Source organism: Thalassotalea sp. 273M-4 (genome assembly GCF_041410465.1).
Lineage (GTDB): Bacteria > Pseudomonadota > Gammaproteobacteria > Enterobacterales > Alteromonadaceae > Thalassotalea_A > Thalassotalea_A aquiviva.
On record NZ_CP166961.1, the window covers coordinates 3225885 to 3241418 of the forward strand.

At 41.3% G+C, this 15534-nt stretch carries 17 protein-coding genes; 7 read left to right on the forward strand and 10 right to left on the reverse strand.

The features are described from left to right. The first annotated feature begins 45 nt into the window (after positions 1–45). Positions 46–1020 carry an IS1595 family transposase gene (locus tag ACAY00_RS14270; protein WP_371375157.1) on the forward strand — a complete coding sequence of 325 codons (975 nt, stop codon included), beginning with the start codon at positions 46–48 and terminating at the stop codon, positions 1018–1020. 358 nt (positions 1021–1378) lie between these two features. Here the strand turns inward: ACAY00_RS14270 and ACAY00_RS14275 are convergent, their stop codons facing one another. The 9 genes from ACAY00_RS14275 to ACAY00_RS14315 form a co-directional block, all read right to left on the reverse strand. Beyond that, the gene (locus ACAY00_RS14275) at positions 1379–2515 is read right to left on the reverse strand and encodes an NAD(P)/FAD-dependent oxidoreductase (protein WP_371379744.1); all 1137 of its coding nucleotides are present in this window, start codon (positions 2513–2515) and stop codon (positions 1379–1381) included. A 59-nt stretch (positions 2516–2574) separates the two neighbouring features. Continuing rightward, entirely contained in the window at positions 2575–3102 is a 528-nt protein-coding gene (gene ftnA / locus ACAY00_RS14280) for a non-heme ferritin (RefSeq protein ID WP_371375159.1), read from the reverse strand. Between the two features lie 16 nt (positions 3103–3118). Next, positions 3119–3592, reverse strand: a complete 474-nt coding sequence (locus ACAY00_RS14285) for a peroxiredoxin (RefSeq protein ID WP_371375161.1) — start codon at positions 3590–3592, stop codon at positions 3119–3121. 274 nt (positions 3593–3866) lie between these two features. Beyond that, complete coding sequence (locus ACAY00_RS14290; RefSeq protein WP_371379747.1) at positions 3867–4610, reverse strand: class I SAM-dependent methyltransferase; 744 nt, start codon at positions 4608–4610, stop codon at positions 3867–3869. Between the two features lie 125 nt (positions 4611–4735). After that, on the reverse strand, positions 4736–5071 hold the full coding sequence (locus ACAY00_RS14295) for a hypothetical protein (RefSeq protein ID WP_371375164.1): 336 nt from the start codon (positions 5069–5071) through the stop codon (positions 4736–4738). Positions 5072–5156: 85 nt separating this feature from the next. Further along, complete coding sequence (locus ACAY00_RS14300) at positions 5157–5453, reverse strand: hypothetical protein (protein WP_371375167.1); 297 nt, start codon at positions 5451–5453, stop codon at positions 5157–5159. Positions 5454–5496: 43 nt separating this feature from the next. Next, a complete protein-coding gene (locus ACAY00_RS14305; RefSeq protein WP_371375170.1) occupies positions 5497–5628 on the reverse strand; it encodes a class IIb bacteriocin, lactobin A/cerein 7B family in 132 nt (43 codons plus the stop codon). Position 5629: 1 nt separating this feature from the next. After that, complete coding sequence (locus ACAY00_RS14310; protein WP_371375174.1) at positions 5630–5794, reverse strand: hypothetical protein; 165 nt, start codon at positions 5792–5794, stop codon at positions 5630–5632. 296 nt (positions 5795–6090) lie between these two features. Continuing rightward, positions 6091–6801, reverse strand: coding sequence for a DNA-3-methyladenine glycosylase I (locus ACAY00_RS14315; RefSeq protein ID WP_371375177.1), 711 nt, complete (start codon positions 6799–6801; stop codon positions 6091–6093). Between the two features lie 418 nt (positions 6802–7219). Between ACAY00_RS14315 and ACAY00_RS14320 the strand changes: the two genes are divergently transcribed. Genes ACAY00_RS14320 through ACAY00_RS14345 form a run of 6 tightly spaced genes read left to right on the forward strand, consistent with a single transcriptional unit; the run spans position 7220 to position 13386 of the window. After that, complete coding sequence (locus ACAY00_RS14320) at positions 7220–7771, forward strand: GspH/FimT family pseudopilin (RefSeq protein ID WP_371375180.1); 552 nt, start codon at positions 7220–7222, stop codon at positions 7769–7771. Further along, positions 7764–8240 (forward strand): type IV pilus modification protein PilV, encoded by a 477-nt coding sequence (pilV, locus tag ACAY00_RS14325; RefSeq protein WP_371375183.1) that lies wholly within the window; start codon positions 7764–7766, stop codon positions 8238–8240. Before ACAY00_RS14320 ends, pilV begins: the two co-directional genes overlap by 8 nt. Position 8241: 1 nt before the next feature. Continuing rightward, positions 8242–9201 (forward strand): PilW family protein, encoded by a 960-nt coding sequence (locus ACAY00_RS14330; protein WP_371375186.1) that lies wholly within the window; start codon positions 8242–8244, stop codon positions 9199–9201. A 10-nt stretch (positions 9202–9211) separates the two neighbouring features. Next, positions 9212–9763 (forward strand): PilX N-terminal domain-containing pilus assembly protein, encoded by a 552-nt coding sequence (locus ACAY00_RS14335; RefSeq protein ID WP_371375190.1) that lies wholly within the window; start codon positions 9212–9214, stop codon positions 9761–9763. A gap of 27 nt (positions 9764–9790) precedes the next feature. Beyond that, positions 9791–12937 carry a pilus assembly protein gene (locus tag ACAY00_RS14340; RefSeq protein WP_371375193.1) on the forward strand — a complete coding sequence of 1049 codons (3147 nt, stop codon included), beginning with the start codon at positions 9791–9793 and terminating at the stop codon, positions 12935–12937. Between the two features lie 11 nt (positions 12938–12948). Then, a complete protein-coding gene (locus ACAY00_RS14345) occupies positions 12949–13386 on the forward strand; it encodes a type IV pilin protein (RefSeq protein ID WP_371375196.1) in 438 nt (145 codons plus the stop codon). Positions 13387–13421: 35 nt separating this feature from the next. Here ACAY00_RS14345 and prlC read toward each other — a convergent pair whose 3' ends face one another. After that, positions 13422–15464, reverse strand: coding sequence for an oligopeptidase A (prlC, locus tag ACAY00_RS14350; RefSeq protein ID WP_371375199.1), 2043 nt, complete (start codon positions 15462–15464; stop codon positions 13422–13424). Between the last annotated feature and the right edge of the window lie 70 nt (positions 15465–15534).

Genomic DNA, 15534 nt, shown 5'->3' on the forward strand with positions numbered 1-15534 from the left:
ATTTGTACTATAAATAATTGTCCCAAAGCTAGAGAGGTCGGGATATTGAAGAAGAATCAATTTACATTAATTATTGAGTCGTTATCTAAGCTAACACACAACCAGAAGCGATTGCTACATCATCATGTTGTTGAAGACCTCAAACGTGGTGATACAGATAACTTAATCAATGAATGTAAAGGCGATGATGTTATATGCCCTCACTGTGGCAATGAAGAAATTGGCAAATGGGGTATGGCTGCTGGTTTACAGCGATTCAAATGTAAAAGCTCTTCATGCGGCAAAACTTTCAATGCGCTAACCAAAACTCCACTTGCTCGACTGAGAAAACGTGAGTTGTGGGCTAAAAACTTGGAATATATGCTTGATGGCTTACCTATAAGGCGAGTTGCTGAATTACTTGAAGTTGCAGAGACTACAGCGTTTCGTTGGCGACACCGATTCCTTAAAGCTCCTGCTCAACGTAAACCATCAGAGGTAGCAGGAATAATTGAAGCCGATGAAATGTTCTTTATGGAGAGCTTTAAAGGAAATCACACGATTTATGATCGAAAACCTAGAAAGCGTGGAGGCATGGGCGATAGACGCACTGTAGATGATAAGATCCCCGTATTGATCGTAGTTGACAGAAATGGAGGTTTGACTGACTTTGTACTAGCAGAACACTCTAGCAGCGAGATCCATAAGGCAATGAGGCCAATAGTCAATCATGACAGCATATTGTGTAGTGATGGCGCACACGCCTACCGCTCTTTTGCTAAGGAAGAGAATATTCAGCACTATCGCACAATTGTAAGTAAAGGTGAGCGTGTGATCGGAGGCCAGTTTCATATACAAAATGTAAATGGCTATATGAGCCGCTTACGGAGCTGGATCCGTAGATTTAATGGTGTTGGAACCGAATATCTTCCGAACTATTTAGGATGGATGAGGATGATGGATAGTAAAAGAGACAAGTACCAAGAGATAAAAATGGAATACCTAGTCAATGAAAACTTGGCTTTTCCAATGTCATTATAGAAAATAGCTTTAAAATCAAGGAATGAAAAGCATGAAGAAAAACATTAACTATAAAGCCTTACTGAGCAGGTTGTTGTTACTCAGTATTTTTTCATTACATTTTAGTTATTGCCTATATAAAGGTCATGTCATAACTCGATTTACAGGATCTCAGCAGGAAATTTACTTTGATCAAAGCCCTGAACTATTTGTATTCCTTTTGGGCATAGAGGGAATATTTATATTGTTCCTAATATATTCAGTTTCGCTTCGTATTCCGAGACATAAATAAGCAAAATATGAGGTAGATATATACTACCTCAACGCTATAGATTCAACAATTAACGCAAATAGAGCATTTAATTTAAAGAAATCAACATTAGACGACTTGCCCAGCAGCCCAACCACTCGACCAAGCCCATTGGAAATTGTACCCTCCAAGCCAGCCCGTTACATCGGTAACTTCGCCAATAAAATACAAGCCTTTGGCTTTTTTTGCTTCCATGGTTTTTGACGATAGCTCGTCGGTATCGACCCCACCTAAGGTGACTTCTGCGGTGCGATAGCCTTCAGTTCCATTTGGTTTAATTTGCCATTGATGAAAGTAGTTTGCCAGTTGCTGATAGTCTTGATGAGTAAGCTGATTTAATGCTTTATCGGGCACGTCATTACTTGCATAAAGCCTTTCGATAAACCGTTTCGGCAATAAGTGAGACAACGCTGTTTTCAATGCACGTTGAGGGCTTTCGCCTTTCATTTGCTGGAGGGTTTGTGCCAAATCAATATCGGGTAAAAGATTGATGGTTACGGCCTGCCCTGCTCGCCAAAACGACGAAATTTGCAAAATAGCTGGCCCAGATAAACCGCGATGCGTAAATAAAATATTTTCTCGAAACTGAGTGCCATCTTCACTGCTGACATCACAATCGATGCTAATACCAGATAAACCATCAAAGCGCTGTTTGTCTTTATCATGCAAGGTAAAAGGCACCAAAGCCGCGCATGTAGGCAATACCTTTAATCCAAATTGCTCGGCAATTTTATAGCCAATTGGCGAAGCACCCAATTTGGGCATGGTTAACCCACCTGAAGCCACGACTAAAGACTCACACTGGTAGTCTTTACCAGAAGTGCTAACCAAATAACCTGTGTCGTTTTTTTCAACGTTTAAAACTTCAGAACGATAGTGAACACTTACACCAGACCAGTCGCATTCAGTCATTAACATATCGACAATATCATGAGCACTATCGTCGCAAAATAACTGCCCTAAGGTTTTGTGATGGTACTCAATGCCATGACGCTCAACCATATCGATAAAGTCGTATTGGGTGTAACGACTTAAAGCCGATTTAACAAAGTGCGGGTTTTTACAAAGGTAATTGGCAGGCGTAGCGTTTTGATTGGTAAAGTTACATCGACCACCACCACTGATGATGATTTTTCTGCCCGGTTTTTTTCCCATATCAACCACCACCACATTGCGGCCTCGATATCCTGCATTTAGGGAACACATAAGGCCGGCAGCGCCGGCCCCAATGATTAGGACATCTATGTTTTCAGTCGACACAGTAATTAAGCGCTCAGATCTGGCTCAACCGAAGTGGGACCAGATTTAGCCATTTCGGCTAAGTCTTTATCAACGAAAAACAGAGCATGACCGTCACTACCAACTAGAGCAATTTTATCTAAAATGGATTTAAATAAGGTTTCTTCTTCGTGTTGTTCGGCAACAAACCACTGTAAAAAGTTAAACGTAGAATAATCTTGTGTGGTAAAAGCGGTATGCGCCAATGCATTAATTTTTTCAGTGATTAAACATTCGTGCTCATACGTTGCTTGAAAGACCGAACGTAGCGAATCAAATTCATGCTCAGGTGCTTCTATTGCGCCAATAATCGGCATCGCACCGGTTTCGCTTACGTAATTAAATAAACGATTCATATGTTGCATTTCTTCAATGGCATGCTTGCGTAGGAATAAAGCCGCTCCTTCGAAGCCTTTGTCTTCACACCACGCACTCATTTGTAAGTACAAGTTAGAAGAAAAAAATTCTAAGTTTATTTGAGCATTTAGTTGCTCCACCATTTGCGCTTTTAACATCGTTTCCTCACTTTCGTTAAAGTACAGCAAGTATGCTTTGTGCTTTACTTACTTCAAATTCTTTCGGCGCTTCCACATGTAAATGGGTTACGACACCATTATCGACAATCATCGCATATCGTTGCGAACGAATGCCACCAAAACTTCCGGTTTCCATACTTAGTCCAAGAGCCTTTGCAAAGCTAGCATCGCCATCGCCTAACATCATAATATTGTCTGCATTTTGTGTTTTGCCCCACGCTTGCATAACAAAAGCATCGTTTACCGAGGTGCAGATAATCTGATCAACCCCTTTCGCCTTGAATTCGTCGTAGTTAACGACGTAACCAGGTAAGTGTGCCTCAGAACAGGTTGGGGTAAAAGCGCCAGGAACCGCAAATAAAACCACTTTCTTATTGGCAAATAAATCTTCGGTGGTATGCGTTTTAATACCGTCTTGCGTTAGCTGTTGTAACTGTGCTTCTGGTATCGCGTCGTTTATTTTGATCATTTATTATGTCCTTGTTGCGGTTTAACTCATCCCCTATTATAAGTTGATGAGTAACAGATGTCTGAATTTCTTTGTTGCTACTGTCTTTATGTTGCTATTTATCAACAAATCTCATTGATTTAACCTAATTCGGCGATGAAAAGATCAGTATTTTCAAGCAATGGAGTATGCTCTGCTTACTTTACGAGCCGAGGCTACTGTGTACATCCCAGTCTTTTATGTAAGCGCCCAAATTGCCCACATCAAGTTGGCTTGAGGGGCTATTAAGACTTTATTAAGACTTAGGGATGGCTTGTTTAACATAGACATCAAAACGATTTTTTTTCATTTTGATGCTGGTAGAAGGTGCTTTAGCCGCTAATGGCTCAGCATAATTTGGTCGTTTTACCACAACTCGATATTTGGCAATATCAAGCGCCTGCGCTAACAATTCGTCGGCATCGGGGTCGCTACCAACTAAGGTCTGAAAGACACGCATTTCTTTTTTAACCGCTGCGGACTTTTGCTTGTGTGGATACATAGGGTCAAGGTACACCACATCCACGTCATCAACTTGATTCATCGCCTCAATGGATGAAGTGTTGATTAGCTGCATACGCTGTTCAATCCACTGGCCTATTTCCGGATCACGCTTAGCACGCTCAAGGCCATCATATAACAAGGCGGCAACAGGAATTTGGCGTTCCATCATGGTCACCTTACAACCAAGACTGGCGAGTAAAAAGGCATCACGGCCTAACCCCGCTGTGGCATCGAGAACATGCGGATTAAAGCCATGCTTAAGACCAACGGCTTTGGCAATATCTTGACCACGACCACCACCAAATTTACGTCTATGCCCAACGGCACCATCAATAAAATCAACCGTAATGCCATCCAGTTTAGGCTCATCTGTTTTATGTAATTGCAGACGTTCGTCGGTAACCAATAAATAAAACGGCGATTTGACTTTATTGATGTCTTTAAGCTCGCCACCATAGGTTAGTGACCACCTTGATGCGATGTCTTCGGCATGCATAATATTTTGAAAGTGCTCGGCAAAAATTAGACAATGGGGCTGTGCGGTCATAAGGCTGTATTATTTGGGCTATATCGTGGACTAAGTATAACGTCAGTGACCTGTGGATGAAATAACAATCTATTTTACCAAAGCTTGTTCGATGATGATGTTTTTACAAAACACAGGCCACTCACCACCAGCATAATAACAGAAAGCGCAATGACCAAATCAACGATCTCTATGTTATCAACCATTTGCAGTCGTCGCATAAAAAATGTTCCGCCCATAAATAACATCAAAGACATAAAGCCATAAATGGCTTTTATACTATTGTTGGCAAAAAACTTTAAAATAAAACCTGAATATAAAAAGATAATAAATGACAAGAATGCTTTTATCGTATTAAGTGAATTGGTGTGCCAAAAGGAGATTAATTCTTGGCAAAATAACGCCCCACTTCCTAAAGCAATCATTAACATACAAACGGCAACGCTTGTTAGAAAAGATAATTTCATATTTTTAATAGATTACAAAAGGCTGAAGCATTTATTATAAATTTCGATGTTATTTTTCTCGCTTGTCTTGATCATAATAGTCCTTAGAGTAAATAACCATAAAAACAAGAGCACCTAGCAAACCGACAATAATGCCCGATTCCCAATTTGAATCCAAATACGGTTTTAAAACCCAAATGATGATAGCCATGAATAAAAATGCACATACTATTCGAGCCAACCCAGATAAGAAAGTGACTAATGAAAAGGGGTTTTTATTGTGAAATACCAATATAAAAAAATAAATAAAGGTTGCCGTCAAAAGTCCAAGTATTATCTCTAAATCGGTTAAAATATCTAAAATCATTGTTGCTCCAAATGGAGGCAAATGATTTGCCTCCTAACTAGAATTACCAATATTTATTGACTAATTTTTTGAGTGTACTACCAATTGCCATTCCTACAGCAATATCACCTAAAATAATGATATGGGCTATACCACCAGAAACTTTTGATACTTCTTTATGAGTTAACTCTTTCATTTTAAGCATCCTCCGCCTCTGAGTACCAACCGGCGGCAATTCCAGTACCTATAGCAGAAGCTCTTGGATAGGTTCTAACAAGCACATAAGCGCCATATAAAATCCAACCTACAGCAGCAATACCGCCATTCACTTTTTGTACTTCATTTACGTTTAATTCACGCATAAATTTACACTCCATGTAATAAATAACTCGTTCAAAAACATAAACCTATATGCCAATGAACGATTTTGATGGATCAAGATAATCGATCCAAGACTCTGTCAAACAGATATATCAACGAATAGGGAAGAAAAGGTAAGCTAAAGATAGCATTTTATGCTTTCACTGAGACTGAACGAAAACTTATCCAATGCATAAATTAAGACATTCAATCCCTGAATTCGTCTTAATTTAAAATCTAGCAGAATTGAAACTTAGCGCGAGTATTATTGCCTATTTATTTAGATCGAAAACAAAGATTATTCGTCAACTTCTTCTAAGAGATAATTATCGCCCGTACTTAACGCAATTAAGCGACTGATTTTAGCCAAGCTGAACCCTGATTGTTGCTGCCACTCATTAAAGCAATGCTGGATGGTTGTTAAACTGGTTTTACTGGTTAAGCCGCCAGAGATTAAATCATGACCTCGAAAATACGCTTCCACATCACGGCTCAATAGAAAGGTATCTTTACCTAACGCTCTTAATGCATAAGGCCCTGTGTTACCGCCGAGCCTTTGACCATGTTTTTTTAAATAGCTCCACAGACCAATAATATCTTCACTTGGCCAATGCGCTATAAACTCAGCAAAGCTACCTTGCTCGACCTCTACGTCATAAATCATTTGCGCATTGGCTTTAATGGTTTTCACCTTTTTAAAGTTACGAATAATCTTGGGGTCTTGCGCTTTACGCTCTAGCATCTCTTCCGGCATCATCAAGATTTTTTCAATATCAAACTGAAAGAAAAGCTCTTCAAAGTTTGGCCACTTATTCTCAACCACGCGCCAAACAAAGCCAGATTGAAACACTTTCTTGCTAAATTCGGCTAAATAGCGATCACTTCCCAGTTGTGATAAGTACTGATAAGACTGTTGCTGTGTGGGTAAATTCCCTAGCAAAATGTCAAGCTGAACCTTGCCACCTTTGCGCTCAGCAGCCCGCTGATAAATTGATTGAATGTGTTCCACTATCGATTCCCTACCTTTGCAACTTAGCGACAAAACACAGCCACTTTGCACGACCTAATATTTAATAGCAAAAGTATACTAAAACAAAGAAGGGGATAGTAACCCTAAGTCGATTATGACCAACCAATTAAACCTCTATTAAAACTTTTTCGACCATCGCAAAAAGCACCTCTGACAATCGCTGAGCGCTAACTTCTGACAATGGCTGCGCACTAAAGATTATGGTGCTTTTGACCAGCGTATCTTTTTCACTTTCGAATAAGTTTTTCACCGGTGATTATTTGACCAAATCAGATTCTTGTGCTTTGTTTAAGTAGATAACACTTTTAATCGGCAAACCCTTGTAATACCAACATTTTTATAAGCAAGGTTTGTGTGAGTTTTTCGAATACTTTATGGATGGTTCTTCGAGTTGTTTATGTTTAAGAGTTCTCGCCACATCAGGGGATTTAACCTCATTGAAGCTATGGTAACTGTTGCTATTGCCGCAATCTTATCTGGCGTAGCCATGCCCTCTTTTTTAGAAATGATTTCGTCAAATCAAATGTCGAGTCAAGCGAATGAAATTCATCGCTCTATCGTCATTGCGCGCAGTGAAGCAATAAAGCGAGGTCAAGACGTTACCGTTTGCGCTATTAACGCCAGCCAAGACAATTGTGATTTATCCAAAGGTTGGGATCAAGGCTGGATAGTAAAAGAAGCCAATAACAATGGTGCTCTATCTATTATATCCGTACACCCAGCGTTAACAGACAACTATACCCTGTTAGGGTCTCATACTGGCTTAAACAGTCAAATAACCTTTTCACCCAGTGGTACCGCAAGTACATCCGGCCATTTGGTGCTATGTAAAAACAATCAAATTAGCCAATTTACCAGATCAATTTTTATTAATCGCTTTGGCAAGGTTAGTGTAAAAAATACCGACAGATACACCCCAATTAACTGTGGAGTATCCAGTGATGGCTAAACACAATACGTCTCTTGGATTTACGTTAATTGAAGTACTGGTGACCACCGTCATCATTGGCATTGCTTTACTGGGTTTAACCTCATTGCAATTAACTCAGCTAAAAAATACTCACCAGTCAGAAGATGGCTCGATAGCCGCCATTTATATCAACGACATGTCTGAACGTATTCGGGCAAACATCGATAGCCGGACTCTTTATCTTATCGGTCATGGTGTTTTACCAACGGTTGTCGATTGTAAAACCAGTGCTTGCACCGCGGCAGAAATGGTCACTTTCGACTTATATCAGTGGCAACAAGAGGTCAAAGGCACGTTACCGTCTGGCGCTGGAGAAATCACTCAGACCACTGACACCATTACAATTTTAGTTCGTTGGGATCAAGATATGAGCGGTTCAACCGGAACAAACTGTCCAGTAGAGTCGGATCAAGATTTAGATTGCTTAAGTTTAACCTTAGGTCTGTAGCATGACGATAAAAAAAATATCTCATAAGTCTAAAAAGAATCAAGGCTATACCATTATAGAAATTATGGTGGCCTTACTCATTGGTGTCATGATCATCGGAACCTTGTATAGCTTTTACATCAGCAGCACGGTAACCAACCGCTTAACAAACCGACTTGCTAACATCCAAGAAACCGGACGTTTTGCCATTAATATCATTGCCAGAGATATTCAACGAGCCGGTTACTTTGGTGGTAATGCCAACATTCGAGATATTACCGGCACCGCGGGGATCACCACTCCAACTAACGGGACCTGTAATCCGTTTGGTAATTCGTGGGCAACCATGGTGGAGCAACACATTTACGGGCTTAATGATACCAATCTGGGTTATGCCTGTATTAGCGACTTAGAATACCTTAGAGGCGATATTCTAACCTTGCGCTATGCCTCTCCTTGGCTGGTCAATACGTTTGATTCTTCTGAGCTTTATTTGCGTTCATCACTGTTTGAAGGACGTATCTTTTTAGGGAACGCCGAGGCCGACCCAAGCAATACCAACCTTGCAATTGCCAGCCAAACAAACCACCAATTAATCGCCCATAGTTTTTTTATTGGTGATTCGGGTGACACCTGCAAAGGCGATGTAATACCCGCTTTGTATTGGAAATATTTAAAAGATGGGGTACCAACCAGTGAAATGCTGTTACCGGGGGTTGAAAATTTACAAGTTGAATATGGCATTGACGTAACCGGTGACTTATCCCCAAATCGATATGTGTCAGCCAATGATGTTACCAATTGGAATAACATCAGCACGGTTCGCATCTATCTTTTAATCAAAGATGAATGCCCTGACAACACCTACACCAATTCGACGACGTATAAGCTAGGTGACATCAATTTCACCCCTAATGATAACTACTATCGACTTTTTTTAACGTCAACAATAGCGATAAGAAATAAGCTGAACAACTTATAGAGCCATAACGATGACAACAACAATGCCCATAAAACAGCATCGAAACCAACATGACTATCGCCGCAACCAACAAGGTGCGGTGCTGGCTATCAGTCTTATTGTCTTAGTCCTAATCACTCTTATTGGTATTTCCAGTTTTAGAACGTCGGTTACCCAAACTTTAATGTCAACCAATAGTCAACTTGCGATTATCACTTTCAATGATGCCGAAACCGCTATCATACAAGCTGAAGAAGCCATCGATACCAAAGTCAATGAGCCAGGCCTGTTTGATTTAAACACCGAAAACGATGGCTACTATGACTTAAATGATGTGGTCGATGTCTACAATATCGATTGGGATGATGACACCAAGGTGGAGACTACCGCCGAAGGCGATAAGTACATAGTCCATTACCGAGGTAAACAAGAAATTCCTGGTGAAAACGAAGTGCAAACCAATGATCACTTAGTGACCACAGGTTCTCATGTTTATTCTTTTGTTATCACCGCCAGAAGCACCAGCCTAAAAGGTACTCAACGGGTTGTGCAGTCCGTTTACATAACCAATGAGATGCCATAGCAGCGACAGTTAGTAAGGGTCAATAATATGAAAATAATAAAAGCAACGAGCCTAGCTATTATTGCATTATTGCATAACCTAGCGAACGCTTATGAAACATTTAATCCAAATACTCAGCCTGTAGGCTATTTACAGCCTATGGCGCTTAGCACCTTTGATTTAAAAAATGGCGGCAAAGGCTATCGCCCTTGGTTTGAAAATGGGGCCTGGCAAGGGGATTTAATCGAATACGACATATCTTCTTCTGGTCAAGTATCAACCAGTATTGACTTAAGCACTGCCACCCCAACGAATTATGGAACCAATTGGTCAGCACGCTTAATGTTCAACGCTGCCGAAGCGTTAAATCCAAATTACTGGGATACCGAGCGCAAAATCATTACCTACAATGGCACCAATCAAGTAGCATTTCGCTGGAATAACTTAAGTGCTGAACAAAAAAATGAAATCGATCTCTCTCAAGCACAAGCGTTTGCTACCAGTAGCCCCATTTTAAATTTTATACGCGGTGATCGTAGTAATGAATCGCCCAACGGTAATTATCGCAAACGTTATAATCTTCTTGGCGATATTATTCATTCGAATCCGGTCTATGTTGGCGCGCCTAATCGTAATTATACCGACTCAGCTTATGTTCAATTTCAACAAGATAACCTTAATCGTGCGCCTCGAATATATGTCGGCGCAAACGATGGCATGTTACACGTATTCGATGCCGCAACAGGTAAAGAAGTGTATGCGTTTATTCCCCCCACAGTGATTCGAAAACTCGACAACTTAGTCGCCTATCCATACTTTCACGAATATTATGTTGATGGTTCAATATCAGTAAGCGATGTAAAAATAAATGATCAGTGGCGCACTGTCCTTTACGGTGGTCTTGGCGCGGGGGGTAAAGAGCGATTTGCCTTAGATATTACCGACCCTAATTTAACCGCAGAAAGTAGCAACCTAGGCAATGACAAAAAGGTGCTTTGGGTGCAAACCGCCGAACTGGACAGCGACTTGGGCGATGCTTACGGTCAAGGGTCGTTTGTTAAATTAGACGATAATAAATTTTATATCGTCAATGGTAATGGTTATAACAGCACTAATGGACAAGCAATACTCACCATTACTGATGTTGAGACTGGGATAATCCAAAAAATCAATACACTTTCAGGGGGTGTTGACAGTCCGAATGGCCTATCAACACCGGCTTTAGTCGACGTCGATCGCGACCAAGTTTTCGATTACGCTTATGCCGGCGACCTACAAGGCAATTTATGGAAGTTTGATTTAAAGACGAAAACGGTGGTTTATTCTAAGCCATTGTTTACTGCCGAATTAAACCAACCGATTACGGTAAAACCCAGTGTCGCCACCCACCCAAATGGTGGTAAAATGATTTACTTTACCACCGGTAAAATATTCACCGAAGACGATTTATACGACGTAACTCGACAAGCCATATACGGCATTTGGGATAAAGGCACAACACCGTCAACCCACAATCTGTTGCTGCAAACCCTCTCTGAAAGCAAAACACATGTCGGACAAAACGTGCGCACAATGACCGACAATGCCATTGACTGGGATGTTCACACCGGTTGGAAAGTGCCTCTTGTAGACGGCTATCGTGTGATCACCAACCACACTTTACGTGATGGGCGAATGCAAATGACCTTGGCGCAACCAAATCCTGATTTACAAGAGAACTGGTTACTTGAAATAAAATACTCAAATGGTGGCGCGCCAAGCAAAACCATTTTTGATATTGATGGTAATGGTTTATTTGAAGTCAGCGACAATGTTGACAGTAGCCCACTACGCACTAATATAGCGGTTGCTTGGCAGCGAAACCAAGGGGTTATGTCGGGTCCATTATTGGCGCGACTTAGTAATGGCATCGACACCAAGTTTTTTAATTATTCTAAATTGGTTACCGACCCCGTTGGTTGTACCTTTGACTGTAACTTCTTAAGTGGTCATATCGATGTTGACACCGACTCTTATGTCAATAATGGTTTTGGCGATGGCACCGCCAATCACACCCATGAATACGACAAAAAAATTAACCAACCTTTTGTCGACTATATCAATATTGGCCTTGGTGGTGATGATTTTGGCCATGTAAAAGTTACCGATGTTACAACACCAACCACCAAATTTTTTGTTGCCGTTTCGAATGCCGACTTATCGTCTTTTAGTCATATCACGATCGGACAACACGTTTATAACATCGTTGAATATCAAAAAATGTTGCATGTGCAATTACTCGACTTACAAGCAAGAGGCTTAGATATTCTTGATGCTGAAGGCAATTCAAACTTATTCGACTACAACGGCAATCCGCTCGTTTTTACCTATGATGAACTCATCGCCAATGGTGGCACCTTACGTAATTCATTTGACTCGTACACCATTGTCTTAGGGGGCTTACATCCAACTCAAACCGGTTGTGTGAAAGGCGATATTAATATCACCAAGGGCAGATGGCGCAATGGTGCTTTAATCACCCAGCTTATCGACGCCAATGTGGTCAAAAACATCAGTCAGTTGCACCAACAAGTCCCCGAGGATTTACCCACCACCATCAGCGTCGATGGCGTTGATGTTGTGCTTAAAGATGGGGTAAATATATATGGCGGTTTAAGAGCGGCTGGTACCGAAGGAAGCGATGCACCAGCAAATGGATATTTATATGAGTCAACGCTATTTTGGCACTACAAAGGTTCTTGTTACGGCAACGACAATTATGATCAAGATGTGCAAAACATACGCGATCAAATTACCGCCGAAAATGCTGAGGCGTCTATGACCGAGGAGCAACTTTTGGCTCAAGAATACTATACCAAACTTCAAAATGAGTATGGTTACATCAACTACACCGAGCTATTGACCTACATTTCGGACGTTGAACAATACTGTATCGACAACCTCATTAAAGTAGATGATTGTGAAAAAATTAAAGACGCAAACGGTAAAGAGCTGAAAAAACTCAAAGAGTTTATTGAGAAAACCCCTGATTTTATTTTACAAACAGATGGGGTTTCCAGTGAAAACAGTATTGATTCAAACTCAACCGGTGGAGAGCCAACCATTATGGAAGCCGATATTAGCTCTATTGGCATTACTGTCGGCCCCAATTTTATTCCGGGTCGTCGCACTTGGGTTGATATCAGCACACAATAAGGAACCAGATAATGGGCAATAAAAAAACAATAACAACACAGGGCTTTACCCTCATTGAAGCGATGTTTACGGTGGCGATTATTTCAATCATAGCGATGATTGCCGTACCCAGTTATATGGACTCGGTAAATAAAGCCAAACGCTCTGAAGCCAATCAGTTTTTAATGGAAGCTGCGGTTGAGCAAGAAAAGTTCTTTATAAAAAACGGCACCTATACGCAAGATGTCACCTCGGCCAGTGGCTTAAATTTTGGAAGCAACTACAGCAACAATCAAAACTATACCTTAACCGTTGCTGCAGGCCCTACCGGCTCCATCACCACAAGCTTTGAGTTAGTGGCAACTAATGCGGGTGGTACCGATGCCAGTTGCGCAAAAATTTACCTTAACAGTCAAAGTAAAAAATATGCCACTAATTCAGACGGTGCGCAGTCAACTGAGTGTTGGTAATAACAAAACGGCGCCTTAAGCGCCGTTTTTTTTATCTAAACACCAATGCCACTGTGACGCAGCAAAGCATCAACATTTGGCTCTCGGCCTCGAAATGCTTTAAATAATTCCATCGGCTCCTCTGAACCACCTTTTTCGAGCACGTTTTGCAAAAAGTCCTTACCGGTTTTGCGGTTAAAAATCCCCTCTTCTTCAAAACGCGAGAAGGCGTCCGCCGATAATACTTCAGCCCATTTATAAGAATAATAACCGGCCGCATAACCGCCAGCAAAAATATGGCCAAAACTGTGCTGAAAGCGATTAAACTCCGGTGCTTTAACCACCGCATATTTCGCTCTTACCGCGTTTAACACCGATTGAATTTGATCACCTTTTTCAGGTTCGTAGTGTGCGTGAATGGTAAAATCAAAAAGACTAAACTCCAACTGCCTTAGCATTTGCATCGCCGATTGGAAATTTTTCGCCGCTAACATTTTATCTAGCATTTCTTGCGGTAACGGCTCACCACTTTCAAAGTGGCTTGATAAAAACGATAACGCTTGCGGTTCCCAGCACCAGTTTTCTAAGAACTGACTCGGGAGCTCAACCGCATCCCAAGGCACACCATTAATACCAGCCACGGCGCTTTCATTTACCTGCGTTAACATATGATGTAAGCCATGACCAAACTCATGAAATAAAGTCACCACTTCATCGTGGGTAAATAAAGCCGGTTTAGCGCCTACTGGCTTGGTAAAATTACAGGTTAAAAAGGCGACCGGTAATTGTATCTCACCATTGGGCAATTGACGACGACCAACACAGTCTGCCATCCAAGCCCCGCCACGCTTTTTCTCGCGCGCGTACAAATCAAAGTAGAAGCTACCGCGTAAGACGCCAGTGTCATCGAAAACGTCATAAAAGCTAACATCTTTATGCCATACATCCACGCCATCTCGTGGTTTGATTTGCAGACCATATAATCGCTGTACCACTTCAAATAACCCAGCAATTACCTTATCTTCAGGAAAATATGGTCGTAAATCTTCATCTGATATGGCGTACTTAGCTTGCTTTAGCTTTTCACTGTAATAAGCCAAATCCCATGGTGCCAGCTGGTCTTTACCAAAATGCTGCTTAGCAAACTCGGTTAATTGCGCAAGATCTTCCTCGCCTTGGGCTTTTGATTTAACCGCCAGATCTTCCAAAAAGCCAAATACTTGCTCTGTGTTTTCCGCCATCTTGGTGGCTAACGACTCTTCGGCGTAATTGCTAAAGCCCAGTAATTTGGCCAACTCATCGCGTAATGCCAAGGTTTGAGCCATAATTTCGCTGTTATCAAATTCCCCAGCATTCGGACCTTGATCTGATGCTCTGGTAACATATGCCTTATACATTTTTTCCCGTAATTCGGCATTGTCTGCATACATCATCACCGGTAGATAGCTCGGAATGTCTAAGGTAAAGAGCCAACCGTTTTGCTCATTCGCTTGCGCCAGTTGTTTCGCCCCTGCTAATGCGCTTTCAGGCAACCCCGACAGTTCCGATTCTTGCTCTATAAGCACCGTGAATGCGCCGGTAGCGTCTAATAAGTTATTACTAAATTTAGACGACAGTTCTGATAGCTTGGTTTGGATTTCACCGTAACGTTTTTTATCTTCTGAATTTAAGGCGATACCCGATAATTTAAAATCTCTTAATGCGTTATCAATGCTTTTCTTCTGAGCATTATTTAAAGCAAGATAAAGAGGGCTTTGTGCAAGTTGCTCGTAAGCTTCAAATAAGCCTTGATGTTGACCTACCCAAGTACCAAATTCGGACAGCATCGGCAAACAGGCATCATGTGCTTCTCGAAGCTCGTCAGAGTTTATTACCGCATTAATGTGAGAAACCGCCGACCAAGCTCGTTCTAATTCATCTTCCGCTTGTTCAACTGGAGTAATCAACGACTCCCAGGTATGAGGTTTGGTTTGGGCAACCACCGACTCGATTGCCGATTTACTATTGGCAATCAGTTTTTCGATGGCTGGTTGAATGTGTTTGGGATGAATTTCTGAAAATACTGGTAGGCCAGTAAGGTTCAATAATGGATTGCTCATGGTACGCCTTTATTATTCAATACTGCTTAAAGAGATAAGATCTTTTTAAGCAGTATTCAAGGGTATCTGA

Excerpts from the sequence above, each read along its gene's own strand:
- ACAY00_RS14275 (WP_371379744.1), bottom strand. The coding sequence starts at position 2,515 with ATGTGTTCCCTAAATGCAGGATATCGAGGCCGCAATGTGGTGGTGGTT.
- ftnA (WP_371375159.1), bottom strand. The coding sequence starts at position 3,102 with ATGTTAAAAGCGCAAATGGTGGAGCAACTAAATGCTCAAATAAACTTA.
- ACAY00_RS14285 (WP_371375161.1), bottom strand. The coding sequence starts at position 3,592 with ATGATCAAAATAAACGACGCGATACCAGAAGCACAGTTACAACAGCTA.
- ACAY00_RS14290 (WP_371379747.1), bottom strand. The coding sequence starts at position 4,610 with ATGCATGCCGAAGACATCGCATCAAGGTGGTCACTAACCTATGGTGGC.
- ACAY00_RS14295 (WP_371375164.1), bottom strand. The coding sequence starts at position 5,071 with ATGTTAATGATTGCTTTAGGAAGTGGGGCGTTATTTTGCCAAGAATTA.
- ACAY00_RS14300 (WP_371375167.1), bottom strand. The coding sequence starts at position 5,453 with ATGATTTTAGATATTTTAACCGATTTAGAGATAATACTTGGACTTTTG.
- ACAY00_RS14305 (WP_371375170.1), bottom strand. The coding sequence starts at position 5,628 with ATGAAAGAGTTAACTCATAAAGAAGTATCAAAAGTTTCTGGTGGTATA.
- ACAY00_RS14310 (WP_371375174.1), bottom strand. The coding sequence starts at position 5,794 with ATGCGTGAATTAAACGTAAATGAAGTACAAAAAGTGAATGGCGGTATT.
- ACAY00_RS14320 (WP_371375180.1), top strand. The coding sequence starts at position 7,220 with ATGTTTAAGAGTTCTCGCCACATCAGGGGATTTAACCTCATTGAAGCT.
- pilV (WP_371375183.1), top strand. The coding sequence starts at position 7,764 with ATGGCTAAACACAATACGTCTCTTGGATTTACGTTAATTGAAGTACTG.
- ACAY00_RS14330 (WP_371375186.1), top strand. The coding sequence starts at position 8,242 with ATGACGATAAAAAAAATATCTCATAAGTCTAAAAAGAATCAAGGCTAT.
- ACAY00_RS14335 (WP_371375190.1), top strand. The coding sequence starts at position 9,212 with ATGACAACAACAATGCCCATAAAACAGCATCGAAACCAACATGACTAT.
- ACAY00_RS14340 (WP_371375193.1), top strand. The coding sequence starts at position 9,791 with ATGAAAATAATAAAAGCAACGAGCCTAGCTATTATTGCATTATTGCAT.
- ACAY00_RS14345 (WP_371375196.1), top strand. The coding sequence starts at position 12,949 with ATGGGCAATAAAAAAACAATAACAACACAGGGCTTTACCCTCATTGAA.
- prlC (WP_371375199.1), bottom strand. The coding sequence starts at position 15,464 with ATGAGCAATCCATTATTGAACCTTACTGGCCTACCAGTATTTTCAGAA.